General features: G+C 67.5%; 19 protein-coding genes. 1 reads left to right on the forward strand and 18 read right to left on the reverse strand.

What is annotated here, in order from left to right; all coding sequences use genetic code 11:
- Window positions 1–9: 9 nt before the first annotated feature.
- The 8 genes from ada to fliF form a co-directional block, all read right to left on the reverse strand.
- Complete coding sequence (gene ada, locus BLR29_RS10135; protein ID WP_255371172.1) at window positions 10–1,200, reverse strand: bifunctional DNA-binding transcriptional regulator/O6-methylguanine-DNA methyltransferase Ada; 1,191 nt, start codon at window positions 1,198–1,200, stop codon at window positions 10–12.
- A gap of 206 nt (window positions 1,201–1,406) precedes the next feature.
- Window positions 1,407–2,444, reverse strand: a complete 1,038-nt coding sequence (locus tag BLR29_RS10140) for an alpha/beta fold hydrolase (RefSeq protein ID WP_092136844.1) — start codon at window positions 2,442–2,444, stop codon at window positions 1,407–1,409.
- 148 nt (window positions 2,445–2,592) lie between these two features.
- Window positions 2,593–4,119: a flagellar hook-length control protein FliK gene (locus BLR29_RS10145; RefSeq protein WP_092136845.1), complete on the reverse strand. Its 1,527-nt coding sequence runs from the start codon at window positions 4,117–4,119 to the stop codon at window positions 2,593–2,595.
- A gap of 18 nt (window positions 4,120–4,137) precedes the next feature.
- Window positions 4,138–4,590, reverse strand: coding sequence for a flagellar export protein FliJ (gene fliJ / locus BLR29_RS10150; protein ID WP_092136846.1), 453 nt, complete (start codon window positions 4,588–4,590; stop codon window positions 4,138–4,140).
- Window positions 4,583–6,034: a flagellar protein export ATPase FliI gene (gene fliI / locus BLR29_RS10155; RefSeq protein WP_092136847.1), complete on the reverse strand. Its 1,452-nt coding sequence runs from the start codon at window positions 6,032–6,034 to the stop codon at window positions 4,583–4,585. Before fliI ends, fliJ begins: the two co-directional genes overlap by 8 nt.
- Entirely contained in the window at window positions 6,027–6,875 is an 849-nt protein-coding gene (fliH, locus tag BLR29_RS10160) for a flagellar assembly protein FliH (protein ID WP_092136848.1), read from the reverse strand. The genes fliI and fliH overlap by 8 nt, the downstream gene beginning before the upstream one ends.
- Entirely contained in the window at window positions 6,862–7,854 is a 993-nt protein-coding gene (gene fliG / locus BLR29_RS10165; RefSeq protein WP_092136849.1) for a flagellar motor switch protein FliG, read from the reverse strand. Before fliG ends, fliH begins: the two co-directional genes overlap by 14 nt.
- Before the next feature lie 7 nt (window positions 7,855–7,861).
- The gene (gene fliF / locus BLR29_RS10170) at window positions 7,862–9,553 is read right to left on the reverse strand and encodes a flagellar basal-body MS-ring/collar protein FliF (RefSeq protein ID WP_092136850.1); all 1,692 of its coding nucleotides are present in this window, start codon (window positions 9,551–9,553) and stop codon (window positions 7,862–7,864) included.
- A 361-nt stretch (window positions 9,554–9,914) separates the two neighbouring features.
- On the opposite strand from fliF, the gene fliE reads away from it, so the two are divergent.
- Window positions 9,915–10,235 (forward strand): flagellar hook-basal body complex protein FliE, encoded by a 321-nt coding sequence (gene fliE / locus BLR29_RS10175; RefSeq protein WP_092136851.1) that lies wholly within the window; start codon window positions 9,915–9,917, stop codon window positions 10,233–10,235.
- A 294-nt stretch (window positions 10,236–10,529) separates the two neighbouring features.
- Here the strand turns inward: fliE and BLR29_RS10180 are convergent, their stop codons facing one another.
- The 10 genes from BLR29_RS10180 to BLR29_RS10225 form a co-directional block, all read right to left on the reverse strand.
- Window positions 10,530–11,033, reverse strand: a complete 504-nt coding sequence (locus BLR29_RS10180) for an OmpA family protein (protein ID WP_092136852.1) — start codon at window positions 11,031–11,033, stop codon at window positions 10,530–10,532.
- Window positions 10,975–11,460, reverse strand: a complete 486-nt coding sequence (locus BLR29_RS10185) for a M35 family metalloendopeptidase (protein WP_176860918.1) — start codon at window positions 11,458–11,460, stop codon at window positions 10,975–10,977. Before BLR29_RS10185 ends, BLR29_RS10180 begins: the two co-directional genes overlap by 59 nt.
- Window positions 11,461–11,675: 215 nt before the next feature.
- Window positions 11,676–12,329 carry an LbetaH domain-containing protein gene (locus BLR29_RS10190; RefSeq protein WP_176860919.1) on the reverse strand — a complete coding sequence of 218 codons (654 nt, stop codon included), beginning with the start codon at window positions 12,327–12,329 and terminating at the stop codon, window positions 11,676–11,678.
- Window positions 12,320–13,129 (reverse strand): NAD-dependent epimerase/dehydratase family protein, encoded by an 810-nt coding sequence (locus BLR29_RS10195; RefSeq protein ID WP_092136854.1) that lies wholly within the window; start codon window positions 13,127–13,129, stop codon window positions 12,320–12,322. Before BLR29_RS10195 ends, BLR29_RS10190 begins: the two co-directional genes overlap by 10 nt.
- An 8-nt stretch (window positions 13,130–13,137) precedes the next feature.
- Window positions 13,138–14,208, reverse strand: a complete 1,071-nt coding sequence (locus tag BLR29_RS10200; RefSeq protein ID WP_092136855.1) for an FkbM family methyltransferase — start codon at window positions 14,206–14,208, stop codon at window positions 13,138–13,140.
- 47 nt (window positions 14,209–14,255) lie between these two features.
- On the reverse strand, window positions 14,256–14,801 hold the full coding sequence (rfbC, locus tag BLR29_RS10205) for a dTDP-4-dehydrorhamnose 3,5-epimerase (protein ID WP_092136856.1): 546 nt from the start codon (window positions 14,799–14,801) through the stop codon (window positions 14,256–14,258).
- Window positions 14,798–16,051 carry a class I SAM-dependent methyltransferase gene (locus BLR29_RS10210; RefSeq protein ID WP_092136857.1) on the reverse strand — a complete coding sequence of 418 codons (1,254 nt, stop codon included), beginning with the start codon at window positions 16,049–16,051 and terminating at the stop codon, window positions 14,798–14,800. Before BLR29_RS10210 ends, rfbC begins: the two co-directional genes overlap by 4 nt.
- Window positions 16,048–17,127, reverse strand: coding sequence for a CDP-glucose 4,6-dehydratase (gene rfbG / locus BLR29_RS10215; protein ID WP_255371173.1), 1,080 nt, complete (start codon window positions 17,125–17,127; stop codon window positions 16,048–16,050). Before rfbG ends, BLR29_RS10210 begins: the two co-directional genes overlap by 4 nt.
- Window positions 17,121–17,891: a glucose-1-phosphate cytidylyltransferase gene (rfbF, locus tag BLR29_RS10220; RefSeq protein ID WP_092136859.1), complete on the reverse strand. Its 771-nt coding sequence runs from the start codon at window positions 17,889–17,891 to the stop codon at window positions 17,121–17,123. Before rfbF ends, rfbG begins: the two co-directional genes overlap by 7 nt.
- Window positions 17,888–20,143: an O-linked N-acetylglucosamine transferase, SPINDLY family protein gene (locus tag BLR29_RS10225; RefSeq protein ID WP_092136860.1), complete on the reverse strand. Its 2,256-nt coding sequence runs from the start codon at window positions 20,141–20,143 to the stop codon at window positions 17,888–17,890. The genes rfbF and BLR29_RS10225 overlap by 4 nt, the downstream gene beginning before the upstream one ends.
- Window positions 20,144–20,232: the final 89 nt, after the last annotated feature.

The raw sequence follows: 20,232 nt of genomic DNA on the forward strand, positions 1-20,232 counted from the left end.
GTGCGCGTGTCAGGCCTCGGATGATACCGAGGCGTCGGCCGCTTCGCGTTCGAGCAGCGTGCGTTTGCGCTCCACGCCCCAGCGGTAGCCGGACAGCGCGCCGTCCTGCCGCACCACGCGATGGCACGGGATGGCCACCGCCAGCGTATTGGCGGCGCATGCCTGGGCCACCGCGCGCACCGCTCGCGGCGCGCCGATGCGTGCGGCGATGTCGGCATAGCTCACGGTCTGCCCGACAGGGATCTCCTGCAAGGCGCGCCACACACGTTGCTGGAACGCGGTGCCGCGCACATCCAGCGGCAGCGCCGGGTCGGTATCGCGCATCCCTTCCACCAGCCCGACCACGCGCGCCACCAGTTGCTCGAAGTGCTCATCGCCGCCTTCCAGCTGCGCGCTCGGAAAGCGGTCCTGCAGTTCGCGCACCAGCGCGTCAGGGTCGTCGCCGAGCGAGATCGCCACCACACCCTTGTCACTGCAGGCCACCAGTACCGCCCCGAGCGAACACTGGCCCACCGCAAAGCGGATGTGCACGTCGGCGCCGCCCGCGCGATACGCGCGCGGCGTCATGCCCAGCGATTGCGTGGACGTGGCATAGAAGCGGCCGTTGGAGTTGAAGCCCGCTTCGTAGATGGCCTCGGTGACGGACCCGCCGCGATCCAGCGCTTCATGCACGCGCCGCACGCGATGCGTGGCCGCGTAGTCGCGCGGCGTGACGCCGGTAATGCGGCGGAACAGGCGATGGAAATACTGCGGACTCATGCCGGCGGCGCGGGCCAGTTCATCGAGCGACGGCATTTCGGGCGACGACTCGATCTGGCGGCACGCCTGGAGTACCAGCGCCGCCTGCCGTTCGGCCAGCGAAGGCTGGTCCGGCTTGCAGCGTTTGCAGGGGCGGAAGCCGGCGTGCTCGGCGTCGTCGCGTGTGGCGTAGTACGACACGTTGTCGCGCAGCGGCAGCCGTGCGCCGCAGGACGGGCGGCAATAGACGCCGGTCGTGCGTACCGAATACCAGAAGCGGCCGTCGAATGCGGCGTCGCGCTGGCGTACGGCGTCCCACAACGTGGCGTCATCGGCGGGCAAGCCGGCGCGCCGGACGGCGGTGGCCCGGGCGCTTTTGGCGGCAGGTTGGGTGGCGCGTTCGGTGGCAGATTGGGCGGACTTGCGGACGGGTTGCGTCATAGGGCGGGCGAGGGGTTCCATGGCAAGGCTCCTTCGTGCGGATCGTCAGGATGTCGATGGCCTCATCGTAGGCAGCTGCGACGATCCACACACTCCGGCGCTTGCTTTTGAATTCTGCGCCTTGGAGGTCGCCTCGAAAAGATCCTGGCGTCGTGACGCTGGCAGGGCCGGCGCATGCCATGTCTCGCCCGGTGCACCCGGTGGTGCACCGATGGGCATTCTCCGTCTCAGCGCACGCTGACCCGCGCCATGCCTTCCAGCAGCGCCTTGTGAAACGCCTGCGGGTCCTGCATCTGCGGGGCGTGGCCCAGCTCGGGGAATTCGACCAGCGTCGTGTTCGGAATCGCCTTCGCAGTGGCTTGCGCCAGCTCCGGATATCGTCCGACCCGCGCCTGCACCTCGGGCGGCGCGGCATCCTTGGCGATGGCCGTCGTGTCCTTGTCGCCGATCATCAGCAGCGTCGGCGCCTGAATCGCCCCCATCTCGTAGACCACCGGCTGCGTGTAGATCATGTCGTACAGCAGGGCCGAGTTCCACGCCACGATCTGCTTGCCCGTGCCGCGATTCATCCCGGCCAGCATCTGCACCCAGGGCTCATACTCCGGCTTCCACTGACCCACGTAGTAGGTCGATTTCTCGTAGTTGCGGATGCGGTCCGCGGTGGTGTTCAGCTCGCGCGCATACCACTGGTCCACGGACAGCGACGGTACGCCCTTGGCCTTCCAGTCTTCCAGCCCGATCGGGTTGACCAGCACCAGTTGCCGCGTCTCCTGCGGATACATCAGCGCGTAGCGCATCGCCAGCATGCCGCCCGTGGAGTGCCCCAGCACCGTGACCTTGCCGACGCCGATCGACGCCAGCAGCGCGTGCGTGTTGCGCGCGAGTTGCTGGAAGGTGTACTGGTAGTGCGGCGGCTTGGTGGACTTGCAGAAGCCGATCTGGTCCGGCGCGATCACGCGGTAGCCGGCGCCGCTCAGCTGGCGGATGGACTCCTGCCACGTGGCACCGCAGAAGTTCTTGCCGTGGAGCAGCACCACGGCCCGGCCATTCGGCTTTTCCGGCTTGACGTCCATGAAGGCCATGTCGAGCGGCTGGCCCTGCGACGAAAACTTGTAGTGCTGCACCGGATAGGGGTAGTCGAAGCCTTCAAGCTCCGGGCCATAGGCCGGGCCATCGTCGGCGGCGGTGGCGGCATTGACGGCGAGCGGCGCGCTCAGTACCGCAAACGCGGTGGCGGCAAGCAGGAGTTGGCGGAGCATTGGCATGGCGGGGGGCGTGGTGGGGGAGAGAGGGGATCGTCGCACAAATGACCATGCCGTGTCGTGCGAAGTTCCGGAAGGGGACGTGCGATGGCGTCGCACGTCAGGTGTCGTCCCGGACGCGTGCGATGCCGCAGGCGCCCGGGGTTAGCCGTCAGGCGAAGGTATCAACCTCGCCGCGCGCCAGCGTGCGCGGGGCACGCGGTGCGGGGGCGGCGGCCGGTGCGGACGTGTCGTTGCCGAAGCCCGTGGCCTGGCTGAACGCGCTGCCGTTGCTGGCCTGGCGCTGTTGCTGCTGGCCACCGTTGCCGGACTGGCCGGCAAAGCTTTCGGCGCCGACCGAGGTCTGGCCCAGCTGGATGCCCGCTTCCGCCAGCGACGTGCGCAGATGCGGCAGCGAGGCTTCCACAGCGGCGCGCACGGCCTGGTGCGGCGAGACGAACTGGGCCTGGGCCTGATCGTTCACCACGTTCAGCACCACCTTCAGCGGCCCGAGGTTGGGCGGATTCAGGTCCAGTTCGGCGGTCTGGTTGCCTTGCGTGGACAGGCGCACCATCTGCTGGCCGAGCGCCTGGGCCCACTGGCCGTCGCCCACGTTCGGCGCGATGACCGGACGTGCGGCGGCCGTCGCAGCGGCGGCTGCCGCCGTATGCGTCGGTGCCTGGGCAGCCATCGCGGATGCCAGCGTGGCCGCGCTGCTGGCGTTGGTCGCGCCCGTGTCGGCCACTTCGCCGGTGCGCGCGCTGGCCTGGGCCGCGGCGAACGGCGTGACGGCCGGCGTGTTGTTGTCTTGTGCGTTGGACGCTTGCAGCACTGCCGGCTGGCCGGACTGGCCAAGGCTGGCGTGCTGCTGGCCGCCGGACTGGCCGCGCGCGTCCTGTGCCGTGGCGGCAGCGGCCGGCGCCTGCGTGGTGACGGCAGCGGCGATCTTGTCGGCGGTCGTCGGCGTGGTGTTCTGCAGCGCGGCGCGTTGCTGGGCGATGGTGGCCAGCGTGTCGGCGGGGCTCGGCGTGGTGGCCTTGGCCGCGGTGTCGACCGTCGCGGCGGGAGCCAGCGTCTGCGTCTGCGCGTCGGCTTGCGCGAGCGCGGCGGCCGCGTCGGCGGTGGTGCCGGTCGTCGTTGCAGCGGCTTGCGTGGCCGGCGCCGTCGGCAGCCCATTCAACCCGTTCTGCCCATTCGAACCATTCAGACCGGCCAGCCCGTTCATACCGTTCAAGCTGGCAGCGGCGGCAGCCTCGGCGGCGTTGCCCGATGCCACGGCCGCGGCGTTGGCCGGCTGGGCCAGCATCGCGGCGGCCAGCGCCGCTGCAGCGGCTGCGGCATCGGCCGATACGGTGGTGGTGTCCTCGCCGTCCTTGGCGTCGGAATTAGCGTCCTTGGCGTCCGCACTGCTGCCCGCGTCCTTCTGCGGATTGGCCTGCGCGGCTTGCGTGGTCTGGGCCGGCTGGTTCTTGCCCTGATCCTGGCCCTTCGACGCGTCGGCCTGTTTCGGCTGGGACGTGGTGGCCGGCTTTGCCGCGGGCTTTGGCGACGGCGCGGCCACGCGGGCTTCCTGCTGGCCGTTATCGCGTGCACGCGACAGCGCGTCATGGAAGGCGCTGGCATCCGCGCCGTTGCGCGCGGCGTCCGCCGGCTTGAGGTTCTTCAGGGCATTTCCGACAAGCTGGCTGATATCGATCATGTTGTTCTTCTGGTCCGATTAGTTCTGGCGGCTCGCCGGCTGGCGGGCGATCCGGGCCGCGTATTCATCATTGGCGCGTTGTTCGCGCCGCGCACTGACTTGCTGCTCGCGCACTTCCGCGCGCGTGATCAGGGTGTCGAAGGAGTTCTGGCGGCGCTTCTGCTGCTGCCAGTTGGCGCGACCGGCCAGCAAGTCCGCCTCGGCCTTGTCCAGCGCGCTGGTTTGCTGGCGGATGGCGTGGTCGAGCGAATCGAGAAAGCGCGAGAAATCGTGCCAGCGGCTGGATGTCATGCCCTCCGCCGCGATGGCCTGCATGCGCGTCCGGTACTCCAGCCGGTACTGCGTCAACGCGTTGAGCTGCTGCTCCGCCTGTGTGCGCAGGCCCTGCAGCCGGCCGAGCTCGCGCGCGGCCTTCTCCGTGTTGTCCTGGGCCAGGTCGGCCAGCGTGTTGAGCGGCGAGTGCTTAACCATGTTGCGTCCTCTCGAAGAGATCGTGCAGATGGGCGATGGAGCCCGCGTAATCCGCGCGCTCGTGGATGTCCTGCTGCAGGAAGGCCTCCATGCGCGAATGCAGGCGAATCGCCAGATCCAGTTCCGGATCGTTCCCCGGCACATACGCCCCCACGCTGATGAGATCGCGGTTGCGCTGGTAGCGCGACATCAACTGCTTGAAGCGCCGTACGGAGGCAAACTGCGGCGCATCGATCAGCGCCGTCATGGCGCGGCTGATAGAGGCCTCCACGTCGATGGCCGGATAGTGGCCAGCTTCGGCGAGGCTACGGGACAGCACGATGTGGCCGTCCAGGATCGCGCGCGCGGAGTCGGCGATCGGGTCTTGCTGGTCATCGCCCTCGGTCAGCACCGTGTAGAACGCGGTGATGGAACCGCCGCCTTCCGGGCCGTTGCCGGCGCGTTCCACCAGCGTCGGCAGCTTGGCGAAGACGGAGGGCGGATAGCCCTTGGTGGCGGGCGGCTCGCCGATCGCCAGGGCGATTTCCCGCTGGGCCATGGCGTAGCGCGTGAGCGAATCCATGATCAGCAGCACGTGCTGGCCCTTGTCGCGGAAGTACTCGGCCAGGCGCGTCGCGTAGGCGGCGCCTTGCATGCGCAGCAGCGGCGAGGTATCGGCCGGGGCGGCCACGACGACGGAACGCTTGCGGCCTTCCTCGCCCAGGATGTTCTCGATGAAGTCCTTCACTTCGCGGCCGCGCTCGCCGATCAGGCCGACCACGATCACGTCCGCGCTGGTGTAGCGCGCCATCATGCCGAGCAGCACGCTCTTGCCGACGCCGGAGCCTGCGAACAGGCCCATGCGCTGGCCGCGTCCCACGGTCAGCATGCCGTTGATCGCGCGCACGCCGGTGTCCAGCACGGTTTCGATCGGGGCGCGCATCAGCGGATTGATCTGCGATCCGGCGAGCGGTACTTCGCTGGCGGCGGTAATCGGGCCCAGCCCGTCGAGCGGGCGGCCGGCGGCATCGAGCACGCGGCCCAGCAGGCCGTCGCCCACGGGCAGGCGCTTGGAACCGGGCTCGCGCGGGGCGGTGACGCCTGCGGGCAGCGGCGTCGGTTCCAGCGGATAGACGCGGGCGCCGGGCACCAGGCCCACGACGTCCGACTGTGGCATCAGGTAGAGGCGATCGGCGCCAAAGCCGACCACTTCGGCCTCGGCCGTGCGCGGGCCGCCGTGGCTGTGCTGGCCGGCGGGCAGCTCGATCAGGCAGTCGCTGCCCACGGGCAGGCGCAGGCCCACGGCTTCCAGCACCAGGCCGGCGGCGCGCGTCAGGCGGCCGCAGGTGCGTTTGCTGTCGATCTCGGCAATGCCGGTCGACGCGGCAGTCAGCGCCTCGCGCCAGCGCGCGGTGTGCGCGACCGGTGCGGCAGGCGTGGACACCTGGGCCTGGGCCTCATGCATGCGGGGGCTCCCACGGATCGTTGCGGCCCAGCGCGCGCACCACACGGCTCCAGCGCGTGGCCAGGCTGGCATCGAGTTCGCCGCTGGCGGCACTGGCGATGCAGCCGCCGCGTGCCACGGTGGGGTCGGCACGCACGGTCCAGCCGGCGGCTTCCAGTTCGCCGCGCAGGTGGGTCTCCACCAGCGCCACGTCTTCCGGGTTCAGCAACAGGCAGGGCGATCCGGACAGCGGCGGCTCGGCGGCCAGCAGTTCGCGCGCGGCGGGCAGCAGGGCGGCCGGGTCGATTTCCATGGTCTTGCGTACGAGCTGGCGTGCCACGTCGAGGGCGAGCGAAATCAGCGCGTCGGAGATTTCCGCATCCACATGGCCCAGCGCATCGCGGAAGTTGCCGGCCAGTTCCTGCAGGCGGGCGGCCTCATTGCGCGCAGCTTCCAGGCCGCGCGCATAGCCTTCACGATGGCCGTCGCCGTAGCCTTGTGTCTGGCCCTGGCTGTAGCCCTGTGCGTAGCCTTCCTTCCGGGCGCCGTCGCGCATGGCATCCAGCGCTTCGAAGTCGATCGGCGGCGGCGGGGGCGGCTCCACGGGCAACTGGGCCTCAAGCGCCTTCTTCAGGGCATCGCGCGGATCGAGCGAGACCATCTGCCAGCGCTGCCAGTCGTCGCCACGGCCACGGCCGCGCGCGGGGGGCTGGAAGGCCGCAAAGCCGTCGTCGCTCCCCATGCCGGCGCCACTGCTGGTGCCGTTGCCAGCGCCGGACGGTGCGCTGCTTCCGCCGAAGAAGCCGGGGTCGCCGCGGCCCGGGCCGCGACCAGCGGCAAAGCCGCGTTCAAACGTAGGCATCGTCGCCTCCGCCAATCTGGATCTCGCCCGCTTCCGCCAGGCGTCTCACCACCTGCAGGATGGCCTTCTGCTCGGCTTCCACCTGCGACACGCGCACCGGACCCAGGGCATCCAGGTCTTCGCGCAGCATTTCGCCGGCACGGGTCGACATGTTGCGGATGAACTTGTCGCGCAGTTCCTGCTGCGCGCCCTTGAGCGCAACGATGAGGGACTCGGTGGCGATTTCCTTGAGCACGCGCTGGATGCCGCGTTCGTCCACTTCCAGCAGGTTCTCGAACAGGAACATCTCGTCGATGATCTTCTGGGCCAGGTCGCCGTCGTGCGAGCGCACGCCGTCGATGACCGCTTCCTCGTGGGCCGTGCTCATCAGGTTGATGATCTCGGCCGCCGTGCGTACGCCGCCCATGCGGCTGCGCTTCAGGCTCTGGCCGGCCAGCAGCTTGGTCAGCACGTCCGTCAGCTCCTGCAGCGCGCCCGGCTGTACGCCGCCGAAGGTGGCGATACGCAGGATCACGTCGTTGCGCAGGCGGTCCGTGAAGAAGCCCAGCACTTCCGAGGACTTCTGGCGGTCCAGGTGGATCAGGATCGTGGCGATGATCTGCGGGTGCTCGTCCTTGATGAGTTCGGCCACCGAGGTCGCGTCCATCCAGTTCAGCGAATCGATGCCGCCGCCCGGATCGCGCGACTCGAGGATGTCCTCGATCACGGACAGCGCGCGCTCTTCGCCCAGCGCCTTGTTCAGCACGCTCTTGATGAACGAGCTGGAATCCACGTTCAGCGCCAGGTACTGCTCGGTTTCCGAACGGAACTCGGACAGCACCTCGGCCATTTCCTCGCGCGTCACCGCCGACAGGCTGGCCATCGCCGAACCCAGGCCCTGCACTTCGCGGGGCGACAGGTGCTTGAACACTTCGGCCGCTGCGTCCTCGCCGATCGCCATCATCAGGATGGCGCTCTTCTGCAGGCCCTTCTCGGGCATTCCCTTGTTAGTGTTCGTCATTGGCCATCCAGTTCTTGATTACGCTGGCGACCAGGCGCGGGTCGCGTTGCGCGGCGTCGCGCACCAGGGCGAGATCGCTTTCGTATTTCGCGGCCAGGCGCAGCACTTCCGGATTGACGATCTCTTCCGTCGGCAGCAGCACGGCTTCGGTGGCCAGCGGGGTGTCCGTCGGGGCGGGCAGCGGCGGCGCGGTGTACTTGCGCAGCACCGGACGGGCCACCTTGAACCACAGGAACACGGCCAGCAGGGCCAGCAGCAGGTAGCCGACGCCGGTCTTGGCCAGGTCGATCATCTGCGGTTGCTTCCACAGCGGCAGTTCCGGTTCCTTGTCCACGTCGGCGGTGAACGGGCTGTTGACCACGTTGAGCGAGTCGCCGCGCTCGGTGGAGTAGCCCATCGCTTCCTTGGTCAGGTTCTCGATCTGCGCCAGTTCCTTGGCGGACAGCGCCTCGGTCACGGGCTTGCCCTTGGCATCCACCTTCTGGCGATAGTTCACGACCACGGCGACCGACAGGCGCTTCACGCCGCCGGGAGCCTGCTGCACGTGGCGTACCACGCGGTCCAGCTCGAAGTTGGTGGTGGAGTCGCGGCGGTTGCTGCTCGGGCCGGTCTTCTCGGCCGTCTGCGTGGCCTGGCCGGCCTGGCCGGCCTGGCCGGCCGGGGCCTGCGGGTTGGGCTGGCCGGGCTGGCGCGGCGGCTGCGGCGTGGTGACCGGTGCCACGGCGGCGGCGGGCGGCTGGTTGGACAGCGCGCCGGGCACGCCGCCTACCGGGGACGCGCCTTGCGTGTTCGATTCGCTGGTCTGCTGGCTGCGGATCGCGGCCTTGGTCGGGTCCTGGTTCGGCTTGTAGCTTTCGTCGGTATGTTCGACGGAGGCGAAGTCCACGTCGGCGGTGACCTGCGCGTGGACGTTGTCCTTGCCGAGGATCGGCGCGAGGATGGCTTCCACGCGCTTCACATAGTTCTGCTCGACCTGCTGGACGTACTTGAGCTGGCTGGCATCGAGCGAGCGGTCGCTGGTGCCGGACAACAGGTTGCCGTGCTGGTCGACGATGGAGATCGACTTCGGCGTCAGTTCCGGCACGCTGGACGACACCAGGTGGCTGATCGCGGCGACCTGGCCCTCATCGATGGCGCGGCCGGGGTAGAGCTGCAGCACGATCGAGGCGGTGGGCTTCTGGCGTTCGCGCACGAACAGCGTCGGCTTGGGGATGGCCAGGTGGACGCGGGCGGACTGCACGGCGCCGATCGATTCGATCGAACGCGCCAGCTCGCCTTCCAGGCCGCGCTGGTAGTTGACCTGTTCGGCGAACTGGCTGATGCCGAACTTCTGGGTGTCCATCAGCTCCATGCCCGTGGTGCCGCTCTTGGGCAGCCCCTGGGACGCCAGGCGCAGGCGCGTTTCGTGGACCTTTTCCGAGGGCACCATCACCGCACCGCCGCCTTCGGCGAACTTGTACGGCACGTTCATCTGCTGGAGGGAGGCGATCACGGCGCCGCCATCGCGCTCGGACAGGTTGCTGTACAGCACCTTGTAGTCCGGCGCGCGGGACCACATCACGCCGACGGCGATGGCCGCGACCAGCGCCGCGCCGCCCAGCATCAGGGGCAGGCGCGGGTTGGCCTTGATTTTCTCGACCAGGGCCGCGCCGTTCGGCAGGGTGGCTGCCGCGTTCATGCGCGCGTCTCCGGCTTGGCAGGGGAAACCCTGCTCTTGCCACTCTGGCCTTTGCTGCCGTTATTCATTTCGGCACGGCTCACACTACGCTGCTGAAAAAACACGCGCACTCCCCGCGATGGTTGATATTCACTGCCGGGGGCGGGCTGCAAAAAGCGCGGCGAACCGCCAGATCCGGCACGGTAGCGATGATCGGCCAGATGGGCGATGGACAATTGGCGGAATAGGCGAGGTTTTCCAGCCGAATTCATCCTTTGGCTGTGGAGGCGGGCTGGGTACAGTGCGAGGGCTGAAACTGGACGACGTGTGATCTATGGCGCGCTTCGTCCGTTCTCCTCTGACTTAGGGACCCTGAAGCGACATGACCATTTCTTCCATCGAGGGCATGCTCCAGCAACTGCGCGGCCTGGCGCAGGTAGCGGGAGGCGGTGCCGCCACCCAGGCGCCTTCGGCCGCCACCGAAGGCTTCGCCGGCGAACTCCAGCGCTCCATGCAGCGGCTGAATGCCGTGCAGGAACACGCCTACGGCCAGGCCGAGGCGTTTGAACTCGGCAAGCCGGGCGTGGCGCTGAACGACGTGATGATCGACATGCAGAAGGCCAACGTGTCGTTCCAGACCGCCGTGCAGGTACGTAACCGCCTGGCGGCCGCGTACCAGGAAATGATGAACATGCCGGTGTGACGGCGTGCGGCCGGCCGCGGCCCCGTGCAGGGCCGGCCGCGGCCCCGTGCAGGGCCGGGGCGGCCGCCGCGAGACAAGCTGGCAAATCAGGCTGGTAAATCAGGCTGGTAAATCAGGCTGACAAACGACAGAAAGCCATGTCGCGATCCCGGAATCCGGGGGCGACGTGGCTTTTTTGTGTTCATCGCCGATTTTCGAGGCAGGCCGCTTGAATTCTGAGGAAGGGGCCGGGTGAGGGCGGGGCCAGTATCGGACGAGGCGCCGGCAACCCGCATCCCTGCTATCCGGGGGCGCTCATGGCATCGGCAGCCCCTTGTCCTCTGCCCTGTGGCTGGGCAACGTGCAGCACTGGTGCGGGCAGGCCGGCAGGAAATCAATGGCAACAGCGCGGGCCGGCTGCCCGGGAATCGGCACGTTGTAGGAAGCGCCCGGCTGCTCGGCATAGACGCGATCCGCCCTGAAGCCGCGATCGGTAAGGAATCGGCGAACGGCAGCGGCTCGCTCCTCCGCCAATCGCTTGCCTCCTCGCTCGGATGCGGCGACGTGGCCGAAAACGGAAAAATTCTCGTAGTTCGGAAATGCGGCCTTCAGGTCGGCCACCCAGTCACCCAGGCGCAAAGCCGCTGCGGAATCCAATGCCGCGGACTCATTGGCAAAGGTCAGATCCAGGCCGCGCACCGGACTGCACCCAAACGCGGCCTGCTGAGCCAGGTACCCAAGGAGGAAGACGGCCCAGGTCTTACTCCGAACAAACGACATAGCCCGCGATGTTGTCGGCATTCTCAGTTGCCCTTGCATCCTTGGCTCCTGCACGATCCTTGGCGTTATGGGTGGAATACCAATGGTCACGAGAGCCGAGAACGTCGGCAAAGTGGGAAACCTCATGCACCAGCGTCAGCAACTGCGAGTCGAACCGGGGGTGGCGGGTACGCAGCGTACAGAAGTCGAGGCGAATCGCAATCGTGTGTGTGGCCGTATCCGGCGCGCATACCTCTGCGACGGCCCCCGGACTGTGGTCGCGGGAGACACACCCGACTACGCGCATTGCATCGGCGGAATAGCGGATGAAATTGGCTGGAGTGAGTGCCGCCAGTACGGTTTTCATCCGCGCCAGGCCAGCAGCCATCTCAAGGCGCGCCGTGTGCTCGGTCGTGCCAAACCAGAGCAGGAACCACCTGGCGTCAGCGGGTGACCAGCGATTGAGCTCGGCTAGCCGGTTTGCCACGAGAGATGTCCATTTGTCCCCAGAGAGCAACCGGAATCAATCGGCCCGTTCCGAATGCGGGCGAGAACTTTCGTTATCTGTGCGGTATGTTTCCTAATTCCCGCGGCATTTGATTTGCGACAGTTTGGGGCTGTGCCACTTCGGGAAAAAGCCCTCGATACGGTGCTCGTGTTCAGGTCCTGCCTGAGCGGCCGTCCGCGTCGAATGCGGACGTATCAGATCCGGAAGTATTCCGCCGCCGCGCGTTCGTAGGCGGGCTTGAACACCAGGTCGCCGCCCTCGCCCGCATACGTCAGGCAGTCGCCCGGTGTTTCGCGGTTCAGCACGCTGACCCCCTGGGAGATCACGGAGCCGTTGCGCACATGGCTGCGGCCGATGATCGCCGAATTGGGATACATCACCACGCCTTCGCCGATGACCGGCGCCACGCCGTGGTTCTTGCCGACCGTGGAGTTCTGGTACAGCACCAGGTAGTTGCCGTACGTCGCCTTGGCCAGCACGATGCCGACCGAATGGCCGATGAAAAACACCTCGGGCATGTCGATCTCGTAGAACAGATCGATCGCGTTCAGCGTCTTGTTGAGCAGGAACAGCTTCGTGCAAACCTCGGCGTTGCGCTCGTTGCGCCAGATCGTATTGGCCAGGTAGTACAGGAACTGGCAGTACTGCGACGAGTGGAGGTAGTTGAACTGGCCGGGCCGCCACATCCGCACGGCGTCGATGCAGCGCCCCACGCGTGCGAGCGATTCGTCGAGGTGCCGCAACACCACCGGCAGCAGCGCATCGGCGCGGCCGTCCGGCACGAGGTTGGCCACCTGCGCGCAGGTGTAGGCCGCCAGAGACTCGCGGGTATGGCCGATCAGTTCCATGTCTTGATCCCCTCCAGGTAGGTCGATACCACCTCCAGCACGCCGCGCGGCGCGACGTCCAGCGCCCGCAGCGCCGTGGTGCTGCAGATCGCCGCGCGCTGCTCGGGAGACGCGCGCGTCAGCGAAATATCCCAGCCTTGCCGGTTGAAGGCTTCCGCCAGCGCGGCATTGGAGACGTTCTCGCCGCTGGCGACGTTGAAAATGCCCTCGGCCTTGCGCGTCGAGATGGCGGTCAGGGCATGCACCACATCGTCCAGATGGATGTAGTCGCGCACGAAGCCGCCATCGCTGTCGAGCCGGAAGGCCCGTTCCGTGGCGGCGCGGATCAGCCATTCGGACAGGAAGCCCGGCGATTCGGGCTCCCAGTCGAACACGCACGACAGCCGCGCGACGGCGGCACGGCCCGCGGCCACGGTCAGGCAGAGGTTTTCGCCCAGCCCCTTGGACAGGTCGTACAGCGCACGCGGATTGGCCGGCTGCAGCGTCAGCGCGGCACCCTCGTCGCCCACGGGCAGGTTCGACGAGTCGTAGAGCCGCGTGGATGACAGATACACCAGGTGCGAATAGCGGCCGGCGCGCAGCACGTCCGCCAGCAGCGTGACGTGCGCGGTCACCGTGTCGAACGGCCTTGCCGCGTAATCGGCGGTCAGGCCCGCGCAGTAGTACACATGGCCGAGCTCGCGCGTGAACAACGCACGATCGCCCCGCGCGGGCACCCACACCTCATGGCCGGCGCGCCGCAGCGCTTCCGCCAGGCGGCGGCCGACAAAGCCGGCCCCGCCGATCACCGTACAGCGCATGACTGGCCTCAGTTGACGGGGTGGTGCAGGGCCGGATCACGGTGCCACAGCAGCTTGGGGCTCACGCCCGGCACCACGGCGAAGTCCTTGCCTTGCAGCAGCGACGGATCCTTGACGGCGACCATGTTGAAGCCGTGTGCCGGGCCTTCGAGGAAGACGTCGGTCACCGGCACCAGTTCCACCGGGCGGCCTTGCATGTCGACATTCGAGTTGAAGTCGCGCACGGCGTACACGTGGTAGCCAAAGCCCTTCAGCAGGCGAATGATCTCGGCGTTCTCCAGTCCGGCGCTCCAGTCGACGTAGTGGCGATGCACCTCGAACACCAGGTTCGGGGCCTCGCCGGCCGGCCGGGCCAGCTGCTTCGCGGCGCCCTTGAACACGTTGAGCTCGGCGCCCTCGATGTCCAGCATGATCAGGCTCAGCTTGTCCAGCTTCTGCTGCGCGCAATAGTCGTCGATCGTCACCGTGGCAAAGCTGTCGTCGCCGGCGGGGCCGTCGCTGTGCTCGGCGTGGGCGAACGAGTCGTGGCCGACCAGGCGCAGTTGCGTGGTGCTGTCCGACCACAGGCCCAGGCGCCAGCTGCGGATGTTCTCCACCTTGTTCAGTTCCGCGTTGTTGCGCAGCATGCCGAGCTGGTCGGCATTGGGCTCGAACGCGTGGCAGGTGCCGCCGGCCTGTGCCAGGCGGCGCGCCATCAGGATCACCTGGTCGCCGAAGTAGGCGCCGCCCACCACGGCGTTGCCGCCTTTTTCGCACAGCTTCAGCAGCAGCTTGGTGGTCTGCGGTTCCCAGACGTGGTCCGGCTGTGCCGGGGTGCTCATCAGGAAGTCGCGCGCGATCTTGGTGCGGTACAGGAATTCGAACACCGTACCGTCCGCCAGCGTCTTGCGCAGGCGCGACTGCTCGTTGTACAGGGCATCGATGATCGGACCGGTAATGTCGTCACGCACGCTGCCTTCATAGGCGTCCAGGTCCTGCTCGATGCTCTTGCACAGCGCGATGACCTTGTCGCGGGCGGCAGCACTGCCGCCCACCGTGCGCAATGCGTCGGACAGCTTCTGCAATTGTTCAGTACTCATGGGTGGCTCCGCTTGGTGTCAGGGGGTGGTTATCGGATGGAAATCGATCAACGCTCGCGGAGATCCGCCAGCGTGGGAAGGGCCAGGTCTTTCGCGGAAATCATGCGGTCCGCGCAGGCCGGCCAGGCAATGCCGATGTCGGGGTCATTCCAGCGCACGCCGGCACTGCTGCCGGGCGCGAAGGGCACCGTCATCTGGTAGAAGACTTCGGACAGGTCCGTCAGGGTCTGGAAGCCATGCGCCACGCCACGGGGAATGTAGAGTGCGCGCTGACTTTCGGCGGACAGCTCCACCGCCTGCCATTGCAGGTACGTGGCGGAGTTGGGGCGCAGGTCCAGGATGACGTCATGCACCGCGCCGGTGGTCACGCGGACGAGCTTGTCCTCGGCGTGCGCCCCGGTCTGGAAATGCATCCCGCGCAGGATGCCGGCACGCGTATTGCGCGACACGCTCTGCTGCACGAAGCGCGCGTCCAGCCCGTGTTCGGCAAATGCCTCCACACAGACCGTGCGCGCGAAGAAGCCGCGTTCGTCGGCGAGCGGTTCGGGATCGACCAGCCAGGCGCCGGCGATGCGGGACGGGGTGAAGATCACGGCAGGACCACGGTCTCGGGGATCGCCACCACGAAGCGGCCGCCCCAGGCGCGGATGCCGGCCATCTGCGACATCACTTCATCCTTGATGTTCCAGGGCAGGATCAGCAGGTAGTGGGGGCGGCTGGCATAGATGGCGTCCGGCGACAGCACGGGAATCCGCGTGCCCGGCAGCAGCTTGCCTTGCTTGGCGGGATTGCGGTCCACCACGTACTCCACCAGGTCCGTATCCACGCCGCAGTAGTTCAGCAGCGTGTTGCCCTTGGCGGCGGCACCGTAGGCGGCCACGCGCTTGCCGGCGCGGCGCGCCTCGATCAGGAAGGCCAGCAGGTCGCGCCTGGCCTGGCGCGCGCGCTCGGCAAACAGGGCATAGCGTGCCGGCGATGTGAGTCCGCCCTTCGCTTCTTCGTCAAGGCAGGCTTGCACGGCCGGCGTGCTCGCGTGACCGGACCCGGCGTGGCAGGCAAACAGGCGCAGGCTGCCGCCGTGAGTGGGCAGGTGCTCGATGTCGAAGACGCGCAGGCCGGCGCGCGCCAGGATCGGCACCAGCGCGGTCAGGGACAGGTAGGAGTAGTGCTCGTGATAGAGCGTGTCGAACTGGTTCTGCTCCAGCAGGCGCAGCAGGTGCGGAAATTCCAGCGTCACCACGCCCTGGGGCTTGAGCACGACGGGCATGCCGGCGACGAAGTCATTGATGTCCGGCACGTGCGCCAGCACGTTGTTGCCGAGCAGCAGGTCCACCTGCCAGCCTTCCTCGCACAGGGCGCGGGCGGTCTTCTCGCCGAAGAACAGCTCGCGGCTGTCGATGCCCTTGGCGCGCGCGGCGTCGCCCGTATTGGCGGACGGCTCGATCCCCAGGCACGGCACACCGTTCTGGTGGAAATACTGCAGCAGGTAGCCGTCGTTGCTGGCGATCTCCATCACGCGGCTGGCCGGGGTCAGGCCAAAGCGGTCGGTCATCGCCGAGACATAGCGGCGGGCATGGTCGAGCCACGAGGTCGAGAACGACGAGAAGTAGACATAGTCGTCGTGGAAATGCGTCTCGGCCGGCGTGGCGTCACGGAGCTGCACGAGCCAGCACTGGTGGCACACCATCGCGTGCAGCGGGTAGAACATCTCGCCCTGGTCGATATGCTCCGGCTTGATGAAGGCGTTGGAGACCGGCGACAGGCCGAGATCGACGACGGTCTGCGTCATCGGTGCGCCGCAGGCGCGGCAGGTTGGGGTAGGAGCGGTGGCGGCAGCGTTCATGCGCAGAATTGCTCGATTTGTTGTTCGGTGATGTCCCGCGCGTGGGCCGGGTCCAGCTGGACGGTGCGATACCAGTGCGCGGTGGCGGCCAGCGCCTCGTCCAGCGTCCAGCGCGATTGCCAGCCCAGCACGGTGCGGGCTTGCGCGGAGTCGAGATACAGGTTGCGGGCCTCGTGCGGCGCGGCGCCCGGCGGCGGGCAGTGCGCCCATTGCAGCGCGGGCCAGTGTTGCTGCAGACCGGCCAGCACGCTGGCGACGGGCAGGTTGTCGCGCGCATCGGGGCCGAAATTGAAGGCGGTGGCGAGCGCCGTGTCGCCGGCCAGCAGGCGGGTGCCCAGCAGTAGGTAGCCGTGCAGTGCCTCCAGCACGTGTTGCCACGGACGCGTGGCCTGCGGGCTGCGGATCTCGAGGGTCCGGCCAGCCGCGGCCGCGCGTGCGGCGTCGGGGATCAGGCGGTCCTCGGACCAGTCGCCGCCGCCGATCACATTGCCGGCGCGCGCGGTGGCCAGCAGCACGCCGCGCTCCGCGAGGAACGACTTGCGATAGCTGGCCGCCACGAGCTCCGTGCCGGCCTTGCTGGCGCTGTACGGGTCATGGCCGCCGAGCGGATCGGTTTCCCGATAGCCCCACAGCCATTCCTTGTTGTCATAGCACTTGTCGGTGGTCACCACGATCACCGCGCGCACGGACGGGCATGCGCGCACGGCGTCCAGCAGGTTCACCGTGCCCATCACGTTGGTCGACCACGTGTCGGCCGGATCGCGGTAGCTCGCGCGCACCAGCGGCTGGGCGGCAAGGTGGAACACGATCTCGGGCTGCGCGTCCTGCATCGCGCGGGCAAGGGCCGCCGCGTCGCGGATATCGCCCACCGTATGGCGCACGAGTGCCGGCGCCACGCGGGCGGCCTCGAACAGGCTCGGCGTGGTGTTGGGCGCCAGTGCGTAACCACTTACCCGCGCGTCCAGGCGCGCCAGCAGCATCGCGAGCCACGCGCCCTTGAAGCCGGTATGGCCGGTGACGAAAACCCGGCGGCCCGCATAGGCCGCCAGGGTGGAAGCCACGGGATTCATTACCATGTCTTCCAGGGGGCCTTGCCGGATTGCCAGAGGTCTTCCAGCAGGTTCTTTTCGCGCAGCGTGTCCATCGGCTGCCAGAAGCCGGTGTGTTCGAACGCGCCCATCTGGCCGCTGTTGGCCAGATGGCGCATCGGCGCTTCTTCCCAGCTGGTGAGGTCATCGGGAATCAGGTCGATGACTTCCGGCTGCAGGATAAAGAAGCCGCCATTGATCCAGGCGCCATCGCCGCGCGGCTTTTCCGTGAAGCCGCACACCTTCTCGTTGTCGCGTTCGAGCGCGCCGTAGCGGCCCGGCGGCTGCACGGCGGCCACGGTGGCGCGCCTGCCGTGCGAACGGTGGAAGGCAATCTCGGCGGTGATGTCGATGTCCGACACGCCGTCGCCGTAGGTGAAGCAGAACGCCTCGCCCGGCGTCAGGTAGTCGCGCACGCGGCGCAGGCGGCCGCCGGTCATCGAGTCCTCGCCGGTATCCACCAGCGTGACGCTCCACGGCTCGGCCTTGCGTTGATGCACGGCCATGCGGTTCTCGCGCATGTCGAACGTCACGTCGGACATGTGCAGGAAGTAGTTGGCGAAGTATTCCTTGATGACGTAGCCCTTGTAGCCCAGGCAGATCACGAACTCGTTGACGCCATGCGCCGAGTACATCTTCATGATGTGCCACAGGATCGGCTTGCCGCCAATCTCGATCATCGGCTTGGGCCGCAGGTGCGATTCCTCGGAGATCCGGGTGCCCAGACCGCCGGCCAGGATGACGGCCTTCATGCTGCCACCTCTTCCGCGCTGGTGTTGGCATCCGATCCCGTGGTCTGCAACTCGATGCCGAGGATCTCGAACGCCGTGGGCGGCGGGGAGGATTCCAGCATCTCCAGGCTCAGGCCGAACTGGTCGTCCAGCAGTTGCGCCAGCGCGGACTTGTCCAGGCCTTGCTCGTCGAGCCACAGTGCCAGCTTGCGATACAGCGGCAGCGAGTACGGACGCATGCCGATCGCCTCGACCAGCAGCTCGATCGCTTCTTCCTGCTGGAAGTTGTTGTACTTGATCTCGGCCAGGCCGAACGCGACCATCCAGTGGCGATACCACGTGGAGGTGAGGTTCTCCAGCACGTTCTGCAGCGGCACATATTCGCGCAGATGCATGTGCGCGGCCACGGACATCACCAGGTCCTCCACCGGATACCACTGGCCGCCGAAGAACACGCCTTCCCGGCGTGACTCGCGCGGCTGGGTCAGCGGCTTGTACTCCTTGCACATCTCGATGACCTGATCCTCGAACCAGGCGGTGAAGCGCGGCGCGTCGAACATGTCGCTCTGCTCGGCGCGCTGGCGCTGCGACATGCGGATGGCGTTGAGCTGTTCGGCGTCGCTGGCCAGCGCGCAGGCCATGTCGACATACTGCTCTTCGGTCTCGCAGATCAGCTCGCCCAGGCCGGCGGCTTGCATGAACGGCGCGGATACGCGCTGGTGGAACGTGTTGCCGGAGAACGTGACGATCGGCACGCCCATCCAGATGCCGTCGCAGGTCGTCGTACCGCCGGTGACGGGCGCCGTATCCAGCACGATGTCGATCCGGTTGTACGTCAGGTACTGCATGCTGCTGTCACGCGGGATCATTTCCACGCGGCTGGTGTCGATGCCGTATTGCTCCATGCGCTCGCGCAGCATGTCGCGCACGCTCTCGCGCTCGCAGCCCGCGGCTTCCACCAGCAGGCGGGCGTCCGGGCAGCGCTTGAGCACCGCGCTCCACAGGCGCATGGTCTTCGGGCCGAGCTTGGCGATGTGGTTGCACGAGCCGAACGTGATGTAGCCGTTCTGCAGCGCGGGCGTCTGCTGCACGCGATACTTGCGCTCGTAGATCTGCAGCGGGCTGGTGACGATGGGGTGATAGGCCGCGAAGACCGGGGCGCGCAGCAACTGCTCGTTGTAGTTGCCGTCGTAGCCCGCGGGGTCACCCGTCCAGTCCGTGATGCGGTACTCGATTTCCTTCATGCCGGTGGTGCTGGGGTAGCCGAGCCAGGTCAGCTGCTTGGGGGCCAGGCGATGCACCATGTACTGCAGCGGCGATGCGCCCGTATAGCCGCCAAGGTCGACCATCACGTCGCAGTTCTGCGCGCGTACGGCCTTGACGACATCCGCCTCCGACATCTTCGAGACATCGTGGAAGCCTTCCGCATACATGCGGATCTTCATGGTGACCTGATCATTCACGCCGGAGAGCGAGAACAGATGCACCTCGAAGTGGGTTCGGTCGATGTTCGCGATCAGCGGAATCAGGAAGTATGCGCAGGCGTGGCGGCGCAAGTCGTTCGACAGGATGCCGATACGGATTCGTTCGCCGCTGCTCGGCTGGAGCGGTGCGCCGGCCGCGATCGGCGTGCGGCGCAGCGTTTCCGCCCAGTCGGTGGCCTCGCGGCGCAGTTCGTCGGCGCCGATCTGCTCGTCGTAGAGCAGCGCGAACAGCATGTTCGAGCGGTTGATGCGATGCAGCGGGTCCAGCGCGCAGGCGCGGCGGAACACGGGGATGGCCTCGACGGAACTGCCGGATTCGCGCAGCGACGAGGCGTAGTTGCCAACCGCGATCGGATCGTTCGGCGTCAGGGCGACGGCCTTCTCGCCGGCCAGGCGGGCGCCGTAGTAGTCGCCGGAGAGGTAGTAGGCGGTGCCCAGCATGCCCCACAGGTGCGACGCGTTCGGCTGCAGCTTCAGGCTTTTTTCCACCAGGGCGGCGCCCGTGGCGTAGTTTTCCAGGGAGATCTCCAGCGAGCCCAGCAGCCCCAGCAAGCCCGGGTGGCCGGGATATCGCTTCAGGCTGGTTTCGGTGAGCTGCTTGGCCTCGGCATTGCGGCCGAGCGCCGCCACCGCCAGGGACTCCATGTAGCAGGCATCCGGCATGCTGCCGCCGCTGCGTTTGGCCGTTAGCGCAAGCTTGTGCGCATCCGCGTACCTGCCGGCGTTGTAGGCGTTCCAGGCCTGCTGGAGCGTACGCTGCGCGGGACTCACCGAGACGTTCTTGTTCATGGCGTTTGCTTTGAAAAGGCGCTACGTCAGCCGTGGAAATCCAGGGGCTGACCGATGCGAGCACATTAGCAAAGCGCGGATTAGGCCAT

Origin of the sequence: Cupriavidus sp. YR651, from assembly GCF_900101625.1 — a bacterium.
In the GTDB taxonomy this organism is placed as follows: Bacteria; Pseudomonadota; Gammaproteobacteria; order Burkholderiales; family Burkholderiaceae; genus Cupriavidus.

Coding starts and splice junctions, on each gene's coding strand:
- ada (WP_255371172.1), bottom strand. CDS start 1,200: ATGGAACCCCTCGCCCGCCCTATGACGCAACCCGTCCGCAAGTCCGCC.
- BLR29_RS10140 (WP_092136844.1), bottom strand. CDS start 2,444: ATGCCAATGCTCCGCCAACTCCTGCTTGCCGCCACCGCGTTTGCGGTA.
- BLR29_RS10145 (WP_092136845.1), bottom strand. CDS start 4,119: ATGATCGATATCAGCCAGCTTGTCGGAAATGCCCTGAAGAACCTCAAG.
- fliJ (WP_092136846.1), bottom strand. CDS start 4,590: ATGGTTAAGCACTCGCCGCTCAACACGCTGGCCGACCTGGCCCAGGAC.
- fliI (WP_092136847.1), bottom strand. CDS start 6,034: ATGCATGAGGCCCAGGCCCAGGTGTCCACGCCTGCCGCACCGGTCGCG.
- fliH (WP_092136848.1), bottom strand. CDS start 6,875: ATGCCTACGTTTGAACGCGGCTTTGCCGCTGGTCGCGGCCCGGGCCGC.
- fliG (WP_092136849.1), bottom strand. CDS start 7,854: ATGCCCGAGAAGGGCCTGCAGAAGAGCGCCATCCTGATGATGGCGATC.
- fliF (WP_092136850.1), bottom strand. CDS start 9,553: ATGAACGCGGCAGCCACCCTGCCGAACGGCGCGGCCCTGGTCGAGAAA.
- fliE (WP_092136851.1), top strand. CDS start 9,915: ATGACCATTTCTTCCATCGAGGGCATGCTCCAGCAACTGCGCGGCCTG.
- BLR29_RS10180 (WP_092136852.1), bottom strand. CDS start 11,033: ATGCAAGGGCAACTGAGAATGCCGACAACATCGCGGGCTATGTCGTTT.
- BLR29_RS10190 (WP_176860919.1), bottom strand. CDS start 12,329: ATGGAACTGATCGGCCATACCCGCGAGTCTCTGGCGGCCTACACCTGC.
- BLR29_RS10195 (WP_092136854.1), bottom strand. CDS start 13,129: ATGCGCTGTACGGTGATCGGCGGGGCCGGCTTTGTCGGCCGCCGCCTG.
- BLR29_RS10200 (WP_092136855.1), bottom strand. CDS start 14,208: ATGAGTACTGAACAATTGCAGAAGCTGTCCGACGCATTGCGCACGGTG.
- BLR29_RS10210 (WP_092136857.1), bottom strand. CDS start 16,051: ATGAACGCTGCCGCCACCGCTCCTACCCCAACCTGCCGCGCCTGCGGC.
- rfbG (WP_255371173.1), bottom strand. CDS start 17,127: ATGGTAATGAATCCCGTGGCTTCCACCCTGGCGGCCTATGCGGGCCGC.
- rfbF (WP_092136859.1), bottom strand. CDS start 17,891: ATGAAGGCCGTCATCCTGGCCGGCGGTCTGGGCACCCGGATCTCCGAG.
- BLR29_RS10225 (WP_092136860.1), bottom strand. CDS start 20,143: ATGAACAAGAACGTCTCGGTGAGTCCCGCGCAGCGTACGCTCCAGCAG.